This is a genomic window from Clostridium sp. LIBA-8841, assembly GCF_057782475.1.
Genome location: NZ_CM173488.1, coordinates 2,021,514 through 2,041,241 on the forward strand (window position 1 = coordinate 2,021,514; position 19,728 = coordinate 2,041,241).

Genomic DNA, 19,728 nt, shown 5'->3' on the forward strand with positions numbered 1-19,728 from the left:
TTAATTCTTTCTCCCTTCTAATTTTTATGCACTTTCTAAATAACTTACCCTTTCAATTTCTCCCCATTGATTCTTTTTCTTTCTATAAGTAAATATAGCAACTATTCTAAATAAAGAACATATTTGTCTATATCCAAAAGCCTCAAGAAAACTAAATAACATAAGTTTAAGCTTATCTTTTACTCTTAGATTTGTATCAAAGAAATACTCCTCTAAGAAAATGGATGATATGGATATTAATGTGCTGTATAACATGTAGATACACATAAAAGTAATAAAAAACTTTAAATTTATAAACCCAGTAAAATATGATATTGTTACAAATATAGCTCCACAAATTTCAATTAAACATGATAACATCTCATACACTAAATAGTATAAAAAAGAAAATACACCTACCACACCATATTTTAAATTTAAGAATATATATTTATGCTCGAATAAACTTTGCATAAGTCCCATATGCCATCTTTTTCTCTGACTTTTTAAATCCCTAATCTTTTCTGGAGCCTGAGACCAACAAATAGCATTTGGTGTATATTGTATACTATACTTATTTTCATTCTTCTTATTAAAAGAGTGTAGCTTCATAACAAGTTCCATATCTTCTCCAATACTATTAGAGTTATATCCTCCTACATTTATTACAGCCTTTTTTTTAAACAACCCAAAAGCACCTGATATTATTAGATTTCCATTAAATTTGTTAAACCAAACCCTAGTTGTTAAAAACACTCTATAATATTCTATTATTTGAAAAATAACTAACCACTTCTTAGGAAGACTATTTTTCTTAACTACACCACTTTCTAATAACACTTTATTAGATATTTTTACATTTCCACCAACAGCTATAGTATTTTCATTTTCCATAAATGGAATAACTATATTACTTAAAGAATCTTTCTGTAATATAGAATCTGCATCTAATGTTAAAAACAAAGGATATTTTGAAGCATTAATTCCCATATTTAAAGCATCTGCTTTCCCACCATTTTCTTTATTTATCAAAGTTATATTTACTTTCTCGAATCCTTCATAAACATCTATTGTTTCTTTACATCTTATTAACCTTCTAATAGGTCTTTCAACTTTTTTTAAGTTAAATCTATTTACTAATACATCTAATGTTTTATCTTTAGATCCGTCGTTAATTACAACTATTTCATATTCTGGATAATCTAATGATAATAAGGAATCAATACATTTTAAAATAGTTTTTTCTTCATTATAAGCAGGAACTAAAATTGAAGCTGGGGTATAACTCTTCTTATCATAAATATTTATTGTATTCTTAAATCTCTTCTTTAAGTTAAATTCATATAATTCTATAATAGAATATACAGTAGATATGAAAAATATTATGGCATAAATAAATATATAGTACATAAAAAGCAAATTTATAAAGTCAACTATATTTTCTAACATGTTAAAGCCATTCTCCCATCCTTATAATCTAAAATCTTATCATATAAAGTTTTATTCTTTTGCTGTAAAACATATAATAAAATCTCTTTAGCATATTTATCTTCACTATTTAAAACTTCTTTAACTATCTCTTTAGTACAATTATTTTCTAAAATACTTGATGCTGAATTTAATCTAACATACCAATTTTCATCTTTAATAGATTCTTTTAGACTATTCTCAACTTCAAAAGAATAATACTTACCAATACTTTTTGCTGCCATTGCCCTTTCTTCCCACCATTTAGAAGATAATAATTTAATTAAGCTATCCTGAGCCTCATCATAATAATTATTTCCAAAATATTTTATTATACTTATTCTTACCTCTCTATGACTTTCCTCTTTTAACTTCATTAAAATGCTTTCTTTACAAAAATCAAACTTATTTTTAGAAAAGCTATCTATTATAAGACATTGTATTTCGGCACTTAATTTATCTAAATTTTTTAACAGCTCTTTATTGACCTCATAATTGTTTTTAAACTTATCAAGAACTTCAATAAAAACCTTATTATTTAAATATATTTTATTTTTAGACATATATATTAAAGCCTCGATAAAATTCTCTTTCTTACCAATTCTAGCTATTGAATTTAAAGCATTGTATCTTACATAAAGAGAGTTATCTTCTAAACACTCTATTAAGAACTTTTGTATTTCTAAAGTATTAACCTTATATTCTCCTAAATTTAATATAAAGTAACACTTCTTTATAGAGTCTTTTTTTCTATATTTTTTAATTTCATATTCTATTACTTCTAAATAATTTATCATAAATTTTGATATATCATATTTAGAACTTTTAACATCATTTAATTCTGAAATAATATTATTAAAAGCTTGTCTACTTTTACTTTTTCTTAAAATTTTCTTTACATATAAAATTTCATCTTTAGAAAGATTGTTATTATTAGTTACTTTTAAAACCTGTGTTTTTATATTTTCTATAATTTCATTCTCTATATTACTTATTTTTTCTTCTCTTTTTCTAGTAACTAGTTTTTCAAATTTTATATATAATATTGACATAAATATTATATATATGAAAAGAATTAAAGATAAAAATATATAAGGTACTATCTGCATATTTCCTCCTTATTTCTTGTTAAATTCTTCCTTGAGCATATAATAAGATTCTTTAAGTCTTTCATGGTACTTAGGTTTTGTCCAAGAATCTAAATTAAATGATTGAGAATTTAATCTTAAACTTTCTCCATTCTTATTTTTTCTTGTAACTCCAACATTAACATAATCTATTTTTTTAGAACCGAAAGAAAATGTTTCATAAAAATCATCTATTATACTTTTAGTTGATGGATCCTTAAAGTTTAATATTCCCCATGGGATTCTAAGTTCTATATAATTATCACCAATATAATAGTCAGCAACTGAATTAAACTCATCACTTTTAGGATTTCCATTTCCTAAAACTAAATTTCCTGTTTCATAAGATTTAGCTTCCTTAAATGTATTAGTAACTTCTGAATAACTCTTTTCTTTAGAGTGGATTTTTACTACTGAAAACTTTTCTCCATTCTTATCGACATCAATTTTATTAGGATTTACTTTAAGTTCACTTCTCTTTTCTATAAACCTAAATGTATCATAATATTCATGAACTAATACCTTACTATTTTTTTTACCTAAATCTATTATGAAATCAACATTATTTTCAAAGATTAAATTTCTCTCCTCATTCTTATCAACGCCAGAATTAGGTGTAATATCTAAGTCAATATATATCCTATCTTTTTCATTTATAGGCTTAGTAGATTTTATTAGAAAATATAAGTATTTTTCATCTTCTTTCATGGAAAGACTTAATTCTTCATTTTTACTTATTAAATCTTTTTCTTTCCATTCTCCTATACTTTCATCTGGATAAGAAACACTTTTTTCTTCACCTGGATCAAATGCTAAAATTCCAAAATTTTGACTAAATACTTGAGTATTACTCCAATAAGCACTTTTATCTAAGTTAAATAGCTCTTTTGTATTCCAAGCTGATCTATACCAACTATCCTGCCATTCAAATAAGATTCCTCCAGCGCAGCCTGATTCTCTAATAGCATTATGTGCCTCTATTAACATATTTCCTTGCTCTTTTTCAGTTATATATCCTTTTTCATCATTTTTCATGAAATCTCCAGCCATTCTAGCTGAAGGTATTGAATATTCTGATATAACAACTGGTATACTATGGTATTCATTTAATTTAGTGAAATATTCTAATAAAGTATCATTCTCAAGCAAAGAATCATCCTTTGCTATAGAAACATTATAAGATACAAATATTCCTGCCTTAAAATTATCTGTTCTTTGGATATTTTCAATATCAATGAATCTTTTTTCTTTGTTTTTCTTATTTACGTACCCGTCTCTTATAAATTTCATTATGTCATTTTCCATTGAAACAAAACTTATAGCCCTTTGTTCTTTATAATTTTCGCTTTCATATTCTACTAAATAATCTGCTATATAACTTAAATAAATCTCTGTATCTGAAGCACCATCCTTAACTTGTACATAATTTCCTTTGAACTTAGATAAATCATTCATTATTTCAGAATAAATAATATCATCATAAGATAATTCATTTCCAATTGTATAACCAAGTACGTAATTTGAAATATCAGTTTCATAAACCTTCTTAGCATTACTACTTAATACCGGCACCTTATTTCCATGAATAGCATCAATAGTTATTTCTATGTTTTTCTTTAACTCATCTGAAACCTTTTCTCCTTGAATGTCTTCTCCATTATCTACTTCTACTTCATTTAATGATATTCCTTGCAACAAATAAAGTGGCTTATCATTATTTAAGTTAAAATCATATAAAGCTTTATAAAATTCTGGATTCATAAGCCCTTGAACTCTTAAACAATTTAAATTCAGTTCTTTTATATTTTCAAACCATCTTCTATAGTCTTCTTTATTAGCTTTAAGATCTCCTGGAAAGCTTCCTGGTTTAGTTGAACTGATATTTATTCCATTTATATCAATTTTTTCATCACCTATAAAAATTTTCTTACCATCTACTTCTGAAAAAACATTAATATCCTTTTTTAAATATTCTATTTTTTCTACAAAGCTAATTCCAAATAAGACAAAGAAAAATGTAAAAATACTAAAAATCAAAAATTTTTTCATTTATATTTTCTCCCTTACTCTGTCCATTTATAAAGTTTATCTATATTTTCGTCTATCCATCTTCCCCTATTAACCAAAAATACCTTAAGCATTTCGATTTCTTCATTATAGGAAGTTGCCATATTCTCTGTTGATTTAAAAAGACCAGTATTATCTTTTAAATATTCATCTAACTTTTTAGGATCATCTTCAAATTGAGAAAAGTCATTTCTATAATCTTTAAACATCTCAAATTGATTACACATATATATAGGCCAAACCTCAAAATTCCTATTAGGAGCATCTCCTAACATCTTTACAGTATTATCGATAAATTCAATTAAATATTCATCACTTAAATAAGTTTTTCTAAGCAATTTATATCTATTTATTACTTTTGTTACAAAACTCTTATCTTCCATAAGCCTATCAAACCAAGCAGTTCTATTCATATAAAAACCCTTATAGTCATAATAAGGACTTAAAACATTACTATTTCCCATTGAAGCATTAAAATCCCATACAGGTCCAGCTTTTATTTTTTCTCCAAAATCTTTATGAAGATAAGTACTTAATATTCCTGCATCTGTATTATTAAAGAACTCATTTATAATATAGTAATCAACAAAAGTATCTACATCTATATATTTCTCGTACCCTATATTTTTATTTTCAAATTCATTAGAGTATAAACTTCTCTCAAAAATACTTATAGTTTTACTTATATAGTCCATCTGTCCTTCTGTTAAATCCTTTTTAGGATAGGAAGCTAAAATAGGATAATCATACAAATATGTCTCTTTCCCATAATTATGTAGCACTATATCCTTTTCCTTAGGATTATTCTTTTCAACTATAAAACTTGTTTCATCTCTTGACGAATTACTTTTAGAAATATTAACTCTATTTTCATCTCTCTTTATTTGTTCTATCATTAGAAATACGCCCTTATAATGATTTTCACTTATATGTTCTCCATCATCAACTATAAAAGCCTCACAATACTTAGCCCTTGGAGCATATTCCATAATTTCACCTGATATGTTGTATGCCAGATAATTTCTTAGAAGAGACTTATCCTCAAAGGGAGCATTTAATATCCATTCAGATTCCTTTGGCATACCTAATATCTCCTCTTCTCTTTTCTTTTCATTTTCATCCATTAAATCTATACTATATTGTTTTTTAGGAACTCTTCTAGTTGTATTTCCTCTTATTTTTATTTGTATATTAGATTCTAAAATAGGTTCATCACTTAAACTGTTTATACCATCTTCTGAATCATATATTTTTATTGTTCCATTTATGCTCTCATTTCCATTTATCTTCTTTCCATTGGTATCTATAACTACTAGTGGGAGGTTATAACCTTCTTTTTTTTCATTTTCTTCTTTAGAAAATTCTTTATTATTCGATTCTTTTTCTTTAAAGGTTTCACTAGTACAGCCAATAAAAAATACCGCTAATAATATCTGAGTAAATATTATCCAAAATATTCTTTTTGATTTCATATTAACCTAAAGTCTCTCCATTTTGAGCAACTATATTAACTGCAGAAACCCCCTCTATTGAATATAGTTCTTTTAATATCCCTTTATCATCATCTCTTTTTATTTTTATTTGATAAACTAACTCTATATTTTTTCCTGTTGAATTCTTAGCTCTCAATTGTCCTGATTTAAAAGCTTTAAATACACAACTCATCATTTCTTCTTCTTTTTCTCTTATTCCCCTTATTATTAAAATATATCTGTCTTCCTTACCTAATCCACCTACACTTAAGGCAAATATTATAACACTTAAGAATACAGTTCCAACTATGGCTATTACATAACTTTGTGTTCCTACACATATACCTGTTGAAATAGCCCAAAATATGTACATTGTATCTCTCGGATCCTTAACCGCAGTACGAAAACGTACGATAGATAATGCTCCAACCATCCCTAATGATAAAGCTATATTACTACCTATTACAATCATAACCATACTTGTAATTAAAACTAACATAACTAATGATACATTAAACTTTTTATTATACATAACACCACTATATGTTACCTTATATGTTATAAATATTATTAAACTTATAATTAAAGCCACCACTAAAATTTCAAAAGCTTTAAATGCTCCTATTTCGCTACTATTACTTATTAAATAATCATATAATTTTTCTTTCATCCTATTTTCCCTCACGTTTCTTAAATTTAAGCTAAATAATTTTCAAAAAATCTTCTTGAAGCACAATATTTACTCATTGATTGATTTACTGCATCTCTTCCATTAACTATTTGAGATATCCAACAAAAGAAGTCTCCATCATACTTTACCTCTAAAAGTCCATCATAATGAGTAAATACAGGCGTTAAGAAAACATCTTTAGAAAACAAATCAAAATCAGTTTCGCTAGCCCTTATATCACTATCTAGTGTAACTCTTATACTATTTTCTTCATGTATATATGCTCGTCTATTATACTCTACTAAAACAACCGGCTGATATTGCCCTATTGTCATTATGTTATAAGCAGCCTCTGCAATAGGACTATTGTATTTTAATAGCACCGTATACTCCTTATTTATTAGAGCTATTGCATCTTCTCTACTTATACTTAAAGTTTCTTTCTTTTGATTAACATTAATCTTTCTTTTGATTTCTAATTTAACCCACTGACAATCTGTCCTATATATTCTAAGTCTAATTTTCTTCCTTACTTCTTCACCTCCAATCTTTGCATAGTAATCGCAATTATCTATAGAATCAAAATATAAACTTCTAATACTATATCCATAATTACCATTATTTTTATCAGGAGTTAAAATCTTTTTAAGCAAATTTTCTAATTTATAATAATCAAATTCGCTTATTGCATACTTTAATTCTCTTCTATTTACAATCATCTTAAGTTCCTTTCTTAATTTTTTGGATTTAAAAAGCTATTTTTAAATTAACGATTCTTAGCGATTCGCATTTTAAAATAGCTTTTATTGATTAATAATTTACTTTTAACTCTTCCTCTTCTAAACTTTTTGATAGATGTTTCTTATAAAATACAGCAAAGCATATTATAGTAGTTAAAGCTGCTATTATATCTGCAAATGGTTCTGCCATAAGAACACCTTTTAGTTTATTTTCAAAAATCATTGGAAGTATATATATAAATGGTATTAAAAGTACTACCTTTCTAAGCAATGCTAAGATTAATGATATCTTTGCTTGTCCTAAAGCTAAGAAAGTCTGTTGACATGCAACCTGCGCACCGAAAATTCCAATACCAGCGAAGTATATTCTAATACTCCATGAAGTTATCTCCATTAATTGAGGATTATTACTATTAAATATTTTTACAAATGTTTCTGGGAATGTTATTAACGCTCCCCACATAGTAATACTAAATACTAGAGAAGAAATTAGAAGTAATTTAAAAGTCTTTTTCACTCTATCAAGCTGCTTTGCTCCATAATTATAACTTATTATAGGTTGAGCTCCTTGAGAAAGCCCCATTAAAGGAAGTAATATAATTTGCATTACACTACTCATAATAGTCATAGCTCCTACAGCTAAGTCACCACCATATTTTAAAAGATTATTATTCATAGTTATTATTACTAAACTTTCTGTAGCCTGCATTATAAAAGGTGATATACCTAAAGCCATTATTGAAAATAGTATTTTTAACTTTGGCATTAAGAATTTCTTTCTTATTCTAAGAATACTTTGCTTTCCAAATAAGAAATATAATACCCATATAGCAGATGCCATTTGTCCAATTATAGTTGCTAAAGCTGCTCCTTTAACTCCCATGTCTAAACCAAAAATTAATATAGGATCTAAGACAATGTTTATTACCGCTCCAACCATAACTGTTATCATACCAGTTTTAGCAAATCCCTGTGTATTAATAAAAGGATTCATACCTAAAGCTATTTCAACAAATATAGTACCTATCAAATAAATACCTAAATAATCCATAGCATATCCTATAGTTGCTTCACTAGCTCCAAAAGCCCATAAAATAGGCTCCTTAAATATAAAGAAAATTACAGTTAAAATTACTGCTAATCCTACAAGTGCAGAAAAACTGTTTGTCATTATTTCTTCTGCATCTTCTTGTTTTTTCTCTCCCATTTTTATAGCTGCTAAGGGAGCTCCCCCCATACCAATTAGTGCACTAAATGCAGATACTATCATTATAATTGGGAAAGCTACTCCAACACCCGCCATTGCCATATCACCTGCAGGTAATCTTCCTATAAACATTCTATCAACTATATTGTATAGAACATTAACAAGCTGAGCGATTATAGCTGGCATAGCTAATTTAAAAAGAAGTTTTCCTATGCTATCTTTTCCTAAGTCTGTTGACTTTTTGCCCATATTATTCACCATTCTTTCGTTTTATTAAATTTAATTTTATTTATGTTCATGATTTTTTATATGATTTATACAATAGCATTTATTACCAGAGCATTTAGAACAATATCTAAACTCCATATTTGGATCATCAACTTCTGTAATTCCACACACCTCACATTTATGTCTAAAATTAGGTGTTTTCATTTTACTTTCAAAATTTTTCTTTCTATAATGATTTTTAGATGTTGATACTGTTCCTTTTACTATGTCCTTCCCAAAGAAAATCAAATAGTTTATAATAGGTGCCAAAACTAATAATTTTCCACCCATAGAATTTGCGGTAATTAAATTCCAAATTATTAAAACCCAGTTTAACATTGCTAAATGCTTAACCTTAACAGGAATTATAAATAAAAATAATAATTGAAAGTTAGGATCTACCTTAGCAAAAGCTAAAAATAAAGATAAATTTATATATGCTGCTGTTGCTGGTGTCTTTGTCAAAAATGAAATTATTATTGTGCTTAAAACTCCTATAAAATAATATATATTAAATTTAAAGCCACCTAATTCACTTTCTAAACTACTTCCAGCAAGGTAATAAAAATATAAAGTGAAAACTATAAATAGAGGACTAGCCATTGGAGGAATAAATATAAATGTTATTAATCTCCATATCTCTCCCTTAAGTACTAAATCTGGCACTAATACTAAATTGAGTACAGATCCTTTTCCATCAGATGTATACATCATAATATAAATAAGTGCATTAAAAAGTATTATGTACATCATTAAGTTCTTTATATAGAACTTTCCAAATTTTCTTTCTAATATATCCCAAAGCTTCATCTTGCACTCCCTTTCTTTAATACTAAATAGGTGAATTAATTTATTCACCTATTTAGTATATCATTATGCCTCAAAGAATGGTAAAAATTTATATATCAATCTATACTTTAAACATATTTATATATAATTTTTTTCATACTATTCATTTGAGATTCCATATCTGAGACAAGTTTAAATTGGTTTCTGGCTCTATCTAAATTATGATTTTCTCTATGGATCTTAAAGTAAATATCCCCATTTAAGTAATCCATAAGGAATCTCATTCCACATTCAAAAGTCATAAGCTTGGCTGCAAAAGATAAGTATTCAATTTCATCCTTAGTAAAGGCATCTCCTGCTGACTCTAAGAATCCTTTTGCAAAATGCTCATAAAGATTCAAATCAAAATTTACCTTTGATAAATCCACCTCATCTTCTAAAGCTGTTGTTGCTCCTGAACGAATTGAATCTCCAAAATCATATAAAGATAATCCAGGCATAACAGTGTCTAAATCAATAACGGCTATTCCCTCTCCAGTCTCGTCATCTATCATTATGTTATTAAACTTTGTATCATTATGGGTAACTCTTAAAGGAATTCTATTTTCTTTAATCATATTTACTAAAACTTTAGTATCCTCAGCACGCTTAATAACAAAGTCTATTTCCTCCTGAACACTTTCCGCTCTTCCTTTTATATCTTCTTTTACAGCTTCCATAAAGGCTTCAAACCTCTTTTCTGTATTATGAAAATCTGGAATAGTTTCATAAAGTAATTCAACATTAAAATCAGCTAATTGTTTTTGGAATTTTCCTAAAGCCTTACCTGCAGTATATAAATGTTCTGGTTTTTCAACTATTTGATATGTGCTAGCACCATGGATAAAATTAAATACTCTCCAATAATTACCCTCTTCACATTTATAATAGTTCATACCCTCTTTAGTCTTAACTATGTTTAAAGTTTCTCTTAAAGGATTTCCATTTTCCTCTATAATCTTATTTTTTATATGAGAAGTAACTTTCTCAATATTCTCCATTAACTCTTCTGGATTTTTAAATATGTCTGAATTTACTCTTTGAAGAACATATTTTATCTCTTCTCCATTTTCTCCTTCACATCTTAGTATGAATGTATCATTTATATGACCACATACATGACTATCTGATGTCTTAAGTTCTCCTTCTAATTTAAACTTCTCTGCTATGTTTTTAAAATTATACGTCTTAATCATATTATTTAAACTCCTCCCACAAATTAGCTGGATAAATTTTTTTTGATAACTTTCTTAAGGAGTTACCTACCTTTTCCTTATCTTCTTTATAAGTTACCCCATACCACTGTTCACTTGATTTAAGCACTTTAACCTTTGTCTTACCTTCATTTATAAGGGTATCTATTGCCACTGGTAAATAAAACTCATCTTTACATTTATCTATATTTTCATCTTCTAAAAAACTTAAAAATTTATTTTCTAACTCCTTGAATATACTAGGTTTTAATCCCCATATATTCATAGAAACTAAAGTACCTTTAGAAATTTCATTAAGAACATTATCTTCCTCATAAAATATTTTATTATCAATTTTCATTATTTTGGTTCTTTCTTTCACTGATATTAAATTGCCTTTATCATCAAAATCACATACTCCTCTAGATACGCTTCCAAAATCAGTTAAAGTTTTATCAACCAAAAATCCAGCCATAAAATACTCAAAATCATCCTTGCTCTTTTCAAGTTCTTTACAAATGATATTATAAGTTTCTCTTCCATAAAAGTCGTCGGCATTTACCACAATAAATGGTTCCTCCACAACATCTTTACAACATAGTATTGCATGTCCAGTTCCCCATGGCTTAACTCTTTCAAATTTATCTCTAAATTCTTCTTTTATATTATCAATTTCTTGAAAAACATATTTTGTTTCAACTATTTTTTCTATTTTAGCACCTATAGTTTCTCTAAATATTTTAAAGATATCTTTTTTTATTATGAATACAACCTTTGTAACACCAGCCCTGATAGCATCATAAATTGAATATTCAATTATTGTTTCTCCGCTAGGACCGATCTTATCCAACTGTTTTAGACCACCATATCTACTCCCCATTCCTGCTGCCATTATTACCAAAGTAGTCTTGGTCATTTCCATATCCCCCTTCTATAATAAGTTATCCTCTTTTTAATACCATACCATTTACCACAAATTATAAGTTATTTAAACATATAAATTTATTTTACTAAAATTTCCGTTTTTTTTTATTATGTTTCTTTTAAATTTATAAAAATTTTAAATCTTGTTAAATATTATCTTTTTTATATTTTCAAAAATATAATGTTTTATAGAAAATAAAAAATTTCTCTTATTTCTGTATTTTTTTTAATAAAAATCTATAAGCTAATATAATAGAAAGGATGTGATTATTTTGTGGTACAAAAAATCTAAAAATGAAATATTAGAAGAGTTAAATGTGGATGAAAAAAATGGTCTCTCCTCTGAAGAAGCCTTAAAGAGACTTGAAAAGTACGGCAAAAATAAACTGGTAACTAAAAAGAAGAAAACCATAATTCAACAATTTTTAGCCCAACTTAAAGATGTGATGATTTATATTCTTATTATCGCTGCAATCATATCAGCATTTTTAGGAGAAATAAGTGATGCTTTAATAATAGTGTTGGTAGTACTAATAAATGCAATCATTGGAGTTATTCAAGAGTCTAAAGCTGAAAAGGCCTTAGATGCTCTAAAAGAGCTCTCAACTCCCAAAGCTCTTGTTAAAAGAGATGGCTCTTTAAAAGAGATTCTTTCTGAAGATGTTGTTCCAGGAGATATAGCCATAATAGATGCTGGTAGATATATACCCGGTGATCTTCGCTTAATAGATACAGCAAATTTAAAAATAGAAGAATCAGCTTTTACAGGTGAGTCTGTTCCTTCAGAAAAAGATGCTTCTTTTATTGCTGATAAAGAAGTTCCAATTGGTGATCAAAACAATATGGCATTCATGTCAACTTTAGCTACCTATGGACGTGGAGTTGGTGTTGTTGTCGGCACTGGTATGAATACTGAAATTGGTAAAATAGCTAAAATGATAGAACAAGAAGAAAATGAACAAACTCCTCTTCAGAAAAAACTAAGCGAATTAGGTAAAATTCTAGGATTTTTAGCAGTGGGAATTTGTGTACTTATATTTGTTATTTCTTTCTTTCAAGGAAGAGATTTGCTTGAAATGTTTTTAACAGCCATATCACTAGCTGTTGCTGCCATTCCTGAAGGGCTTCCTGCTATAGTTGCTATTGTATTAGCCTTAGGGGTTCAAAGAATGGTTAAAAAGAATGCCATAATAAGAAAGCTTCCCGCTGTGGAAACCTTAGGTTCTGTTAGTATAATCTGTTCTGATAAAACAGGTACACTTACTCAAAACAAAATGACAGTTACCACAGTCTATGTAAATGATTCTTATATAAAAGAAGGTGATTTTAACCTAAATCAAAATGAGTCTAAACTTTTAATAGATTGTATGGTTCTTTGTAATGATGCAACTTATTCTGAAAAAAACAAAACCGGTGATCCTACTGAGATTGCACTTTTAGAAAGTTCTTTTAAATTAAACATATTAAAAGAAAATCTTGAAAAAGAATTTAAAAGAATAGACGAAATTCCTTTTGATTCTGATAGAAAATTAATGACCACAGTAAACTTAGTAAATGAAAAAGCAAGAGTTTTCACTAAAGGTGCTTTAGACTCAATATTATCTATTTGTAATAAAATATCCATTAATGGAAGCATATTAGACTTTACACCTGAATATAAAAATAAAATTTTAGAAAGCTCCAATGTAATGTCGGATAAAGCATTAAGAGTTCTTTCTTTTGCTTATAAAGATATCTCAAAAGATAATATAATTTTGGATTCTTTAGAAAAAGATTTAATATTTATCGGTATGGTTGGTATGATTGACCCTCCAAGATTAGAAGTAAAAGATTCTATTGAACTTTGTAAAAGCGCAGGAATAACACCTATTATGATAACAGGTGACCATAAAAATACAGCTTTTGCTATTGCTAGTGAGCTTGGAATAGCTGAAAATATATCCCAAGCAATCACAGGCCATGAAATAGATCAATTTAAGGAAGAAGAATTCAATGAAAAAATCGTAAATTATAGGGTTTTTGCAAGAGTATCTCCTGAACACAAAGTTAAAATAGTTAAAGCCTTTAAATCTCATGGAAATATAGTTTCTATGACTGGAGATGGAGTAAATGACGCTCCATCCTTAAAAGCTGCTGATATAGGTGTTGCTATGGGTATAACTGGCACTGATGTATCTAAAGGTGCTTCAGATATGATTTTAACTGATGATAATTTTTCAACCATTGTTTCTGCTGTAGAAGAAGGAAGAAAAATTTACTTAAATATAAAAAAATCCATAGTATTTTTACTATCCTGTAATTTAGGTGAAATTCTAACCTTATTTACGGCTATACTACTTAACTGGAATTCTCCACTTCAACCAATACACATACTTTGGGTTAATTTAATAACAGATAGCTTTCCAGCCTTGTCTTTAGGTGTAGATAACACTAAAGAAGATGTTATGGATAAACCACCTAGAGATCCTAAAGAAAGCATTTTTATTAGAAGTGATAAAATACAATTGATTATAAATGGTATTTTAATAGGTGGTATAACCTTGTTTGCTTTTAAATTAGGTGAAAGACTTTATCCATCATCCTTGGTACATGCGCAAACAATGGCTTTTGTTGTTCTAAGTGTGTCTCAATTATTTTTATCACTTTCTCTTAGAAGCAATACAAAGTCAGCTTTCTCTTTAGGGATATTTTCAAATAAATACTTAGTTTATTCAATATTACTTGGAATCTTTCTTCAAGTAATAATAATATCTATTCCTTTTATTGCTAATATCTTTAAGGTTACTCCATTACTTTTCTATGATTGGATTGTAGTTATATTAGTATCACTGATTCCTTTTGTAATAAATGAAATTTTAAAACTATTTAGAAAAAAATAATAAAAAAGTAGGTTATCTATGTTTAGATAACCTACTTTTTTTATTTAATATTCTTCCTTAAGAATTTTGGCATAATCCTTAAAAGTTTAGGTGAAATTTCTCCTATATCAGCTTTTTTAACACCACCTAAGATTATAATAGCATGAAGATACATAAATGCACCCATTGCTATTATTACAAGTAATATAGTTATACCAAATATAAAACTTAACTTATTTAAATCTATAAATAAAGATAATACATATTTGCTCAACATTATTCCTATGCTCATGTATATCGATGCTAAGACAGGTTTTACTGCATATTTAAACATTGATATTTTCATCTTTAATGTTTTTCTCATTCTAAAGTGATTAAGCACTAGAGAAATTGTGAAAGCCACCATTCCAGAAATTACAGCCCCGTAAATATTTATATTAGGATTTGCAACTAAAGTCATATTCAATGTAAACTTAACTACAATACTAAGTGCTAGAGTAAATAATACATAGTAAAACTGGCTTACACTCTGAAGTATTACGTTCTGCATAAGTACTATTGCCGTTAAAGGAATCATAGCAGCACCTATTACCATCATCATATATCCATTTGAATCTGCAAAGATATATTTATATATATTTTCACTTAATAAAGCTAAGCCAAAAGCTGCTGGTATAGATAAAAGATATGTAATTCTCATAGAGAAATTAATTTTATTTTTTATTTCTTTTTTGTCCTTTAACACATATGCTTTGGATATTGCAGGTAATGCCATATATCCTAAAGATGTTATAAACACCATAGGAATATTTAATAAAACTTTATATCTTGTTGAAAAATATCCATATAAAGCATTTGCTTCATTTCGTGAAAATCCTGCAGCATCAACAAGTCTGTTACTTACTGTTAGCATATCTATTATATTTCCCAAGTTCTGAAGTCCTGTACTAAGAGTTATTGGTAAACCATATTTAAATAATGTTCTTGCTATCCTCTTACCAGTAATTCTTTTTACACCTGGCTCCTGTCTTATCTTAGCTTCTTTTTCAACTCCATATATATTATATATGTATATTAAATATATAACTGCCATTAGCGCTCCAGCTGATGAACCAATAGTTCCTCCTGAAACCCCTAATGATAAACTCTTCTTTATAAGCAAGTATGCACATATCAAACTTAAAGCTACATTTACGACCTGTTCAATCACAGTTGCAATAGCAATTGGTGTTGCTTGAGATCTTCCTTGAAAATATCCTTTATATGTAACTAATACTGTTGTTATCATAATTGTAGGTGCTAAAAATATTATTGGATAAACCATTTCTGGCGACTGGCTTATGTTTGCTATAAAATTAGCTCCTAACATTAAACATATAGTAAATAATGTTCCTACTACAAGTAAAAATGCTCTAGAAATTTTAAATGCTCTTAAGGCATCTTTATAATTACCAATTGCATCCAATTCTGAAACATACTTTGATATGGCTGTTTGTAATCCTACATTTGTTAATGCGTATACAAAAACAAATATCTCATAGGTTTTACCATATATACCCATACCAACTTCTCCTACGATTCTAGTAAGAAAAGGCACATAAATTAAAGATAATAATTTAGCAACTATGCTTGCAATAGAGAGTATTGCAAATCCTCTAGTTATAGACTGCTCTTTCATAAAAATCTCCTATCTTAAAACTAAATCCTAAATTTAAATACATCCTTCTTTATCTTTTTAAACATCGGAGGTAATCCCTGAGCTATAGTTTTATTTTTTAAATAACTAAACTTTTCAGGAACCTCTTTAAACGTAACCTTATACGCATAAAGGAATTGATATGTTAATCCAAATTTATTTTCAAAAAACGAATTCATTTTATTATCACCATATTTAAAATCTCCAACTATAGGATTTCCTAAATGAGCTAAATGGGCTCTTAACTGATGACTTCTTCCTGTTATAAGTTCTATTTCTAATAATGAGAATGCACCATTAGTTTGTATAACATTAACATCCATTTTTATTTTCTTTGTATCTGGCTTTTCAGTATCATAAACCGTTGACTTATTAGCTTCATCATCTTTTGATATGTATGCTTCATACTTTCCAGGTTTTATTTTACCTTTAACTAAAGCACAGTAATACTTCTTAACTTTTCTTTCTCTTATCATTTCATTTAATAATTTTAATCCTTCGAAATTCTTCCCAAAGAATACTATTCCTGAAGTATTTCTATCTAATCTGTTACAAGATGCTGGAGTAAAAGTTAATTCGTTTTCTGGAACATAGTCTCCTTTTCTGAATAAGTATGATAATACGTAATCAGTTAAGGTTGGAGCTCCATTCTTTTTATCTGAATGAACTAATACTCCTGGCCATTTTTCAACTAAAAGCATATTTTCATCTTCATATACCACTTGAAGTGATCCTGAATCAACCATTTGGAAATTAGGCTTTTTCTTCTCTTTAGTTACTACGCTTTGAAGATATCTTATTTCTATAACATCTCCCTCTAAAAGAGAGTACTTTTCTTTTTGCTTCTTCCCGTTTACTCTTATATCTCCTTTTCTTAATGCTTTAAATATAGCACTTAGAGGTACATCCTTTAAATATTTTCTTAAGAACTTATCTAATCTCTGTCCCGCTTCATTTGTACCTATCTCTATTTTCAAATTGCTTCACTCCTAAATTCAAATCATTTTATAATTACTATTTTATAGATTAATATTAAATTACTCCCTTGTCAAATAATTTAATACAGATTTACATTGAATTGAAACTCCAATTGGTAATAAATTCTCATCTATATCAAATCTACTATTATGAGCTGAATAAATAATATTTCTCTCCTCATTTCTAGCTCCTAAGAAGTAAAATGCTGATTCTCTTTCTAAGGCAAAATATGCAAAACTTTCAACGCCTAGCTTTGGTGCTTCCTGTTCTTTGACATTCTCAGCACCAATAATTTCTTTAGCTGCCTCAGATACTAAATCAACAACTTCACTATTATTATATAGACATGGATAGCTCTCTTCTATTTCTATTTCACACTCACCTCTCATAGCAGCGCAAATTGAAGTAGCTATTTCTCTAAGTCTTTCCTTTGCATAAGCTCTATCCTCTAAAGTCATAGTTCTTATAACACCTCTTAATACGACTTCATCTGGTATTATATTTTGAGCAGTTCCTCCATTTATACTTCCCACTGTTACAACAGCTGGATTTACTGGTTTTATTTCTCTACTTACTATTGTTTGTAAGCCTAAAACAACTTGAGAAGCCATAACTATAGGATCTACAGCCATATGTGGGTATGCTCCATGGCCTCCTCTTCCTTTTATTTTTATTGTGAAAGGATTAGATGCGGCATTAACAACTCCTTTTTTTATCATTATTTGTCCAGCATCTAAAGTCTCCTCAACATGAAGTCCTATTATTTTTTCTACTCTAGGATTTTCTAAAACTCCCTCTTCTATCATTATAGGAGCTCCACCTGTTGTTTCCTCTGCTGGTTCAAATAATAACTTAACAGTACCGCTAAACTTATCTTTATGTCTATTTAATAACTTAGCTGCACCTAATAATATTGTTGTATGTGCGTCATGTCCACATGCATGCATTTTTCCTTTAACCTTAGAAGAATATGAACAAGTCTTCTTATCATCCATAGGAAGACCATCTATATCTGCTCTTAAAGCTATACATCTGTCTTTTTTATCATCATCTGTTAGTGTTCCCTTTATTACACCACATACTCCTGTCTTCGCAGTTTCTATATATTCAATACCTTCATTAGTTAAGAATTCTTTTATTTTTCCTGAAGTTCTCCATTCTTCAAAACCTAATTCTGGATTTTCATGAAAATCTCTTCTTAAAGCTACTAATAAATCTTTTATTTCTTGAGCTTCCTCCATTAAATTTATATTCATTTTTAACACCTACTTTTTGTTTATAAAATATATATATTATATATTTTATTTATTTTATATATTTTTGATTATATATTACTATTTTTTTTTATTCAATTATATTTTATACTCATTTACGAGTATATTATTTAAGACTATCCTATATAATTGCTTATAATACTGAGTTTTTAAACTTAATTAATTTTTTTAAGTGATAAAGTTATAGTTCTATTTCTACATTTTAAATAGAATAATTACATCAATACAAACTTTTTTATTAGGAGGATTTATTAAATGAATACTTTTCTTAAACTTTGGAAGAAATACTCTTTCTTACTTTTAATATTATTTGTTATTTTAGGCCTTTTTGATTTGAGATTCGCTATAGTAGCTGCCATCTGTATGATTGCACCCGTAGTTGTTTCTGTATTTAGAGGTAGATTTTGGTGTGGTAACTTGTGTCCTAGAGGTAACTTTTATGATAATATAATTTTAAAAATTAGTGGTAAAAGAAAACCGCCTAAATTTTTTAAATCATATTTATTTAGATTCTTAACCCTAACTTTAATGATGACTGTATTTATTTCTGGATTATATAAAAATTGGGGAAACCTTTATGGAATTGGAATGGTATTTTATAGACTAATTGTTGTAACAACAGTAATAGGAATTTTACTTTCTTTAATATATAATCATAGAACTTGGTGTAGCTTCTGTCCTATGGGAACTTTAGGCTCACTAGTATCAAATTTTAATAAAAGAAAAAGAGTATTACAAGTATCAAACTCATGTGTTTTATGTAAACTATGTGAAAAAAATGCCCCTTAGGCCTAGTTCCTTATGATTATAAAGGCGATTTATTAAGTCATCCTGATTGTATTCAATGTGGCCAATGTGTTACCGCTTGTCCTAAAAAAGCTATAGGATATGATACTCTTAAAATATAATATATTATTAATTTTTAAAATATTTAATAATTAATATAATATCAAAAATACCAAATAAATATTATTTATATTT

Annotated in this window: 14 protein-coding genes and 1 pseudogene; 2 read left to right on the top strand and 13 right to left on the bottom strand. The window is 27.7% G+C overall.

Features of this window, described 5'->3' with window-relative positions; translation table 11 throughout:
• Positions 1 to 24 precede the first annotated feature (24 nt).
• The 10 genes from AC2A4K_RS08905 to AC2A4K_RS08950 form a co-directional block, all read right to left on the bottom strand.
• A complete protein-coding gene (locus AC2A4K_RS08905) occupies positions 25 to 1,428 on the bottom strand; it encodes a glycosyltransferase family 2 protein (RefSeq protein WP_322503294.1) in 1,404 nt (467 codons plus the stop codon).
• Positions 1,422 to 2,555 carry a HEAT repeat domain-containing protein gene (locus AC2A4K_RS08910; protein ID WP_322503293.1) on the bottom strand — a complete coding sequence of 378 codons (1,134 nt, stop codon included), beginning with the start codon at positions 2,553 to 2,555 and terminating at the stop codon, positions 1,422 to 1,424. The genes AC2A4K_RS08905 and AC2A4K_RS08910 overlap by 7 nt, the downstream gene beginning before the upstream one ends.
• A 9-nt stretch (positions 2,556 to 2,564) precedes the next feature.
• Entirely contained in the window at positions 2,565 to 4,622 is a 2,058-nt protein-coding gene (locus tag AC2A4K_RS08915) for a hypothetical protein (RefSeq protein WP_322503292.1), read from the bottom strand.
• Between the two features lie 14 nt (positions 4,623 to 4,636).
• On the bottom strand, positions 4,637 to 6,112 hold the full coding sequence (locus AC2A4K_RS08920; RefSeq protein WP_322503291.1) for a CotH kinase family protein: 1,476 nt from the start codon (positions 6,110 to 6,112) through the stop codon (positions 4,637 to 4,639).
• 1 nt (position 6,113) lies between these two features.
• Positions 6,114 to 6,782, bottom strand: coding sequence for a DUF4956 domain-containing protein (locus tag AC2A4K_RS08925; protein WP_322503290.1), 669 nt, complete (start codon positions 6,780 to 6,782; stop codon positions 6,114 to 6,116).
• Between the two features lie 26 nt (positions 6,783 to 6,808).
• Positions 6,809 to 7,501 (bottom strand): polyphosphate polymerase domain-containing protein, encoded by a 693-nt coding sequence (locus AC2A4K_RS08930; RefSeq protein WP_322503289.1) that lies wholly within the window; start codon positions 7,499 to 7,501, stop codon positions 6,809 to 6,811.
• Between the two features lie 91 nt (positions 7,502 to 7,592).
• Positions 7,593 to 8,990, bottom strand: coding sequence for an MATE family efflux transporter (locus AC2A4K_RS08935; protein ID WP_322503288.1), 1,398 nt, complete (start codon positions 8,988 to 8,990; stop codon positions 7,593 to 7,595).
• 24 nt (positions 8,991 to 9,014) lie between these two features.
• On the bottom strand, positions 9,015 to 9,806 hold the full coding sequence (locus tag AC2A4K_RS08940; protein ID WP_322503287.1) for a rhomboid family intramembrane serine protease: 792 nt from the start codon (positions 9,804 to 9,806) through the stop codon (positions 9,015 to 9,017).
• Positions 9,807 to 9,913: 107 nt separating this feature from the next.
• The gene (locus tag AC2A4K_RS08945) at positions 9,914 to 11,020 is read right to left on the bottom strand and encodes a phosphotransferase enzyme family protein (RefSeq protein ID WP_322503286.1); all 1,107 of its coding nucleotides are present in this window, start codon (positions 11,018 to 11,020) and stop codon (positions 9,914 to 9,916) included.
• Position 11,021: 1 nt separating this feature from the next.
• Entirely contained in the window at positions 11,022 to 11,933 is a 912-nt protein-coding gene (locus tag AC2A4K_RS08950) for a nucleotidyltransferase family protein (RefSeq protein WP_322503285.1), read from the bottom strand.
• Between the two features lie 280 nt (positions 11,934 to 12,213).
• Between AC2A4K_RS08950 and AC2A4K_RS08955 the strand changes: the two genes are divergently transcribed.
• The gene (locus AC2A4K_RS08955; RefSeq protein WP_322503284.1) at positions 12,214 to 14,820 is read left to right on the top strand and encodes a calcium-translocating P-type ATPase, PMCA-type; all 2,607 of its coding nucleotides are present in this window, start codon (positions 12,214 to 12,216) and stop codon (positions 14,818 to 14,820) included.
• Positions 14,821 to 14,860: 40 nt separating this feature from the next.
• Here AC2A4K_RS08955 and AC2A4K_RS08960 read toward each other — a convergent pair whose 3' ends face one another.
• Genes AC2A4K_RS08960 through AC2A4K_RS08970 form a run of 3 tightly spaced genes read right to left on the bottom strand, consistent with a single transcriptional unit; the run spans position 14,861 to position 18,729 of the window.
• Positions 14,861 to 16,477, bottom strand: coding sequence for a putative polysaccharide biosynthesis protein (locus tag AC2A4K_RS08960; RefSeq protein ID WP_322503283.1), 1,617 nt, complete (start codon positions 16,475 to 16,477; stop codon positions 14,861 to 14,863).
• A 20-nt stretch (positions 16,478 to 16,497) separates the two neighbouring features.
• Complete coding sequence (locus AC2A4K_RS08965; RefSeq protein ID WP_322503282.1) at positions 16,498 to 17,472, bottom strand: RluA family pseudouridine synthase; 975 nt, start codon at positions 17,470 to 17,472, stop codon at positions 16,498 to 16,500.
• Between the two features lie 60 nt (positions 17,473 to 17,532).
• Positions 17,533 to 18,729 carry a M20 metallopeptidase family protein gene (locus tag AC2A4K_RS08970; protein WP_322503281.1) on the bottom strand — a complete coding sequence of 399 codons (1,197 nt, stop codon included), beginning with the start codon at positions 18,727 to 18,729 and terminating at the stop codon, positions 17,533 to 17,535.
• 273 nt (positions 18,730 to 19,002) lie between these two features.
• On the opposite strand from AC2A4K_RS08970, the pseudogene AC2A4K_RS08975 reads away from it, so the two are divergent.
• A pseudogene (locus AC2A4K_RS08975) lies at positions 19,003 to 19,655 on the top strand (4Fe-4S binding protein).
• The last annotated feature ends 73 nt before the right edge of the window (positions 19,656 to 19,728 follow it).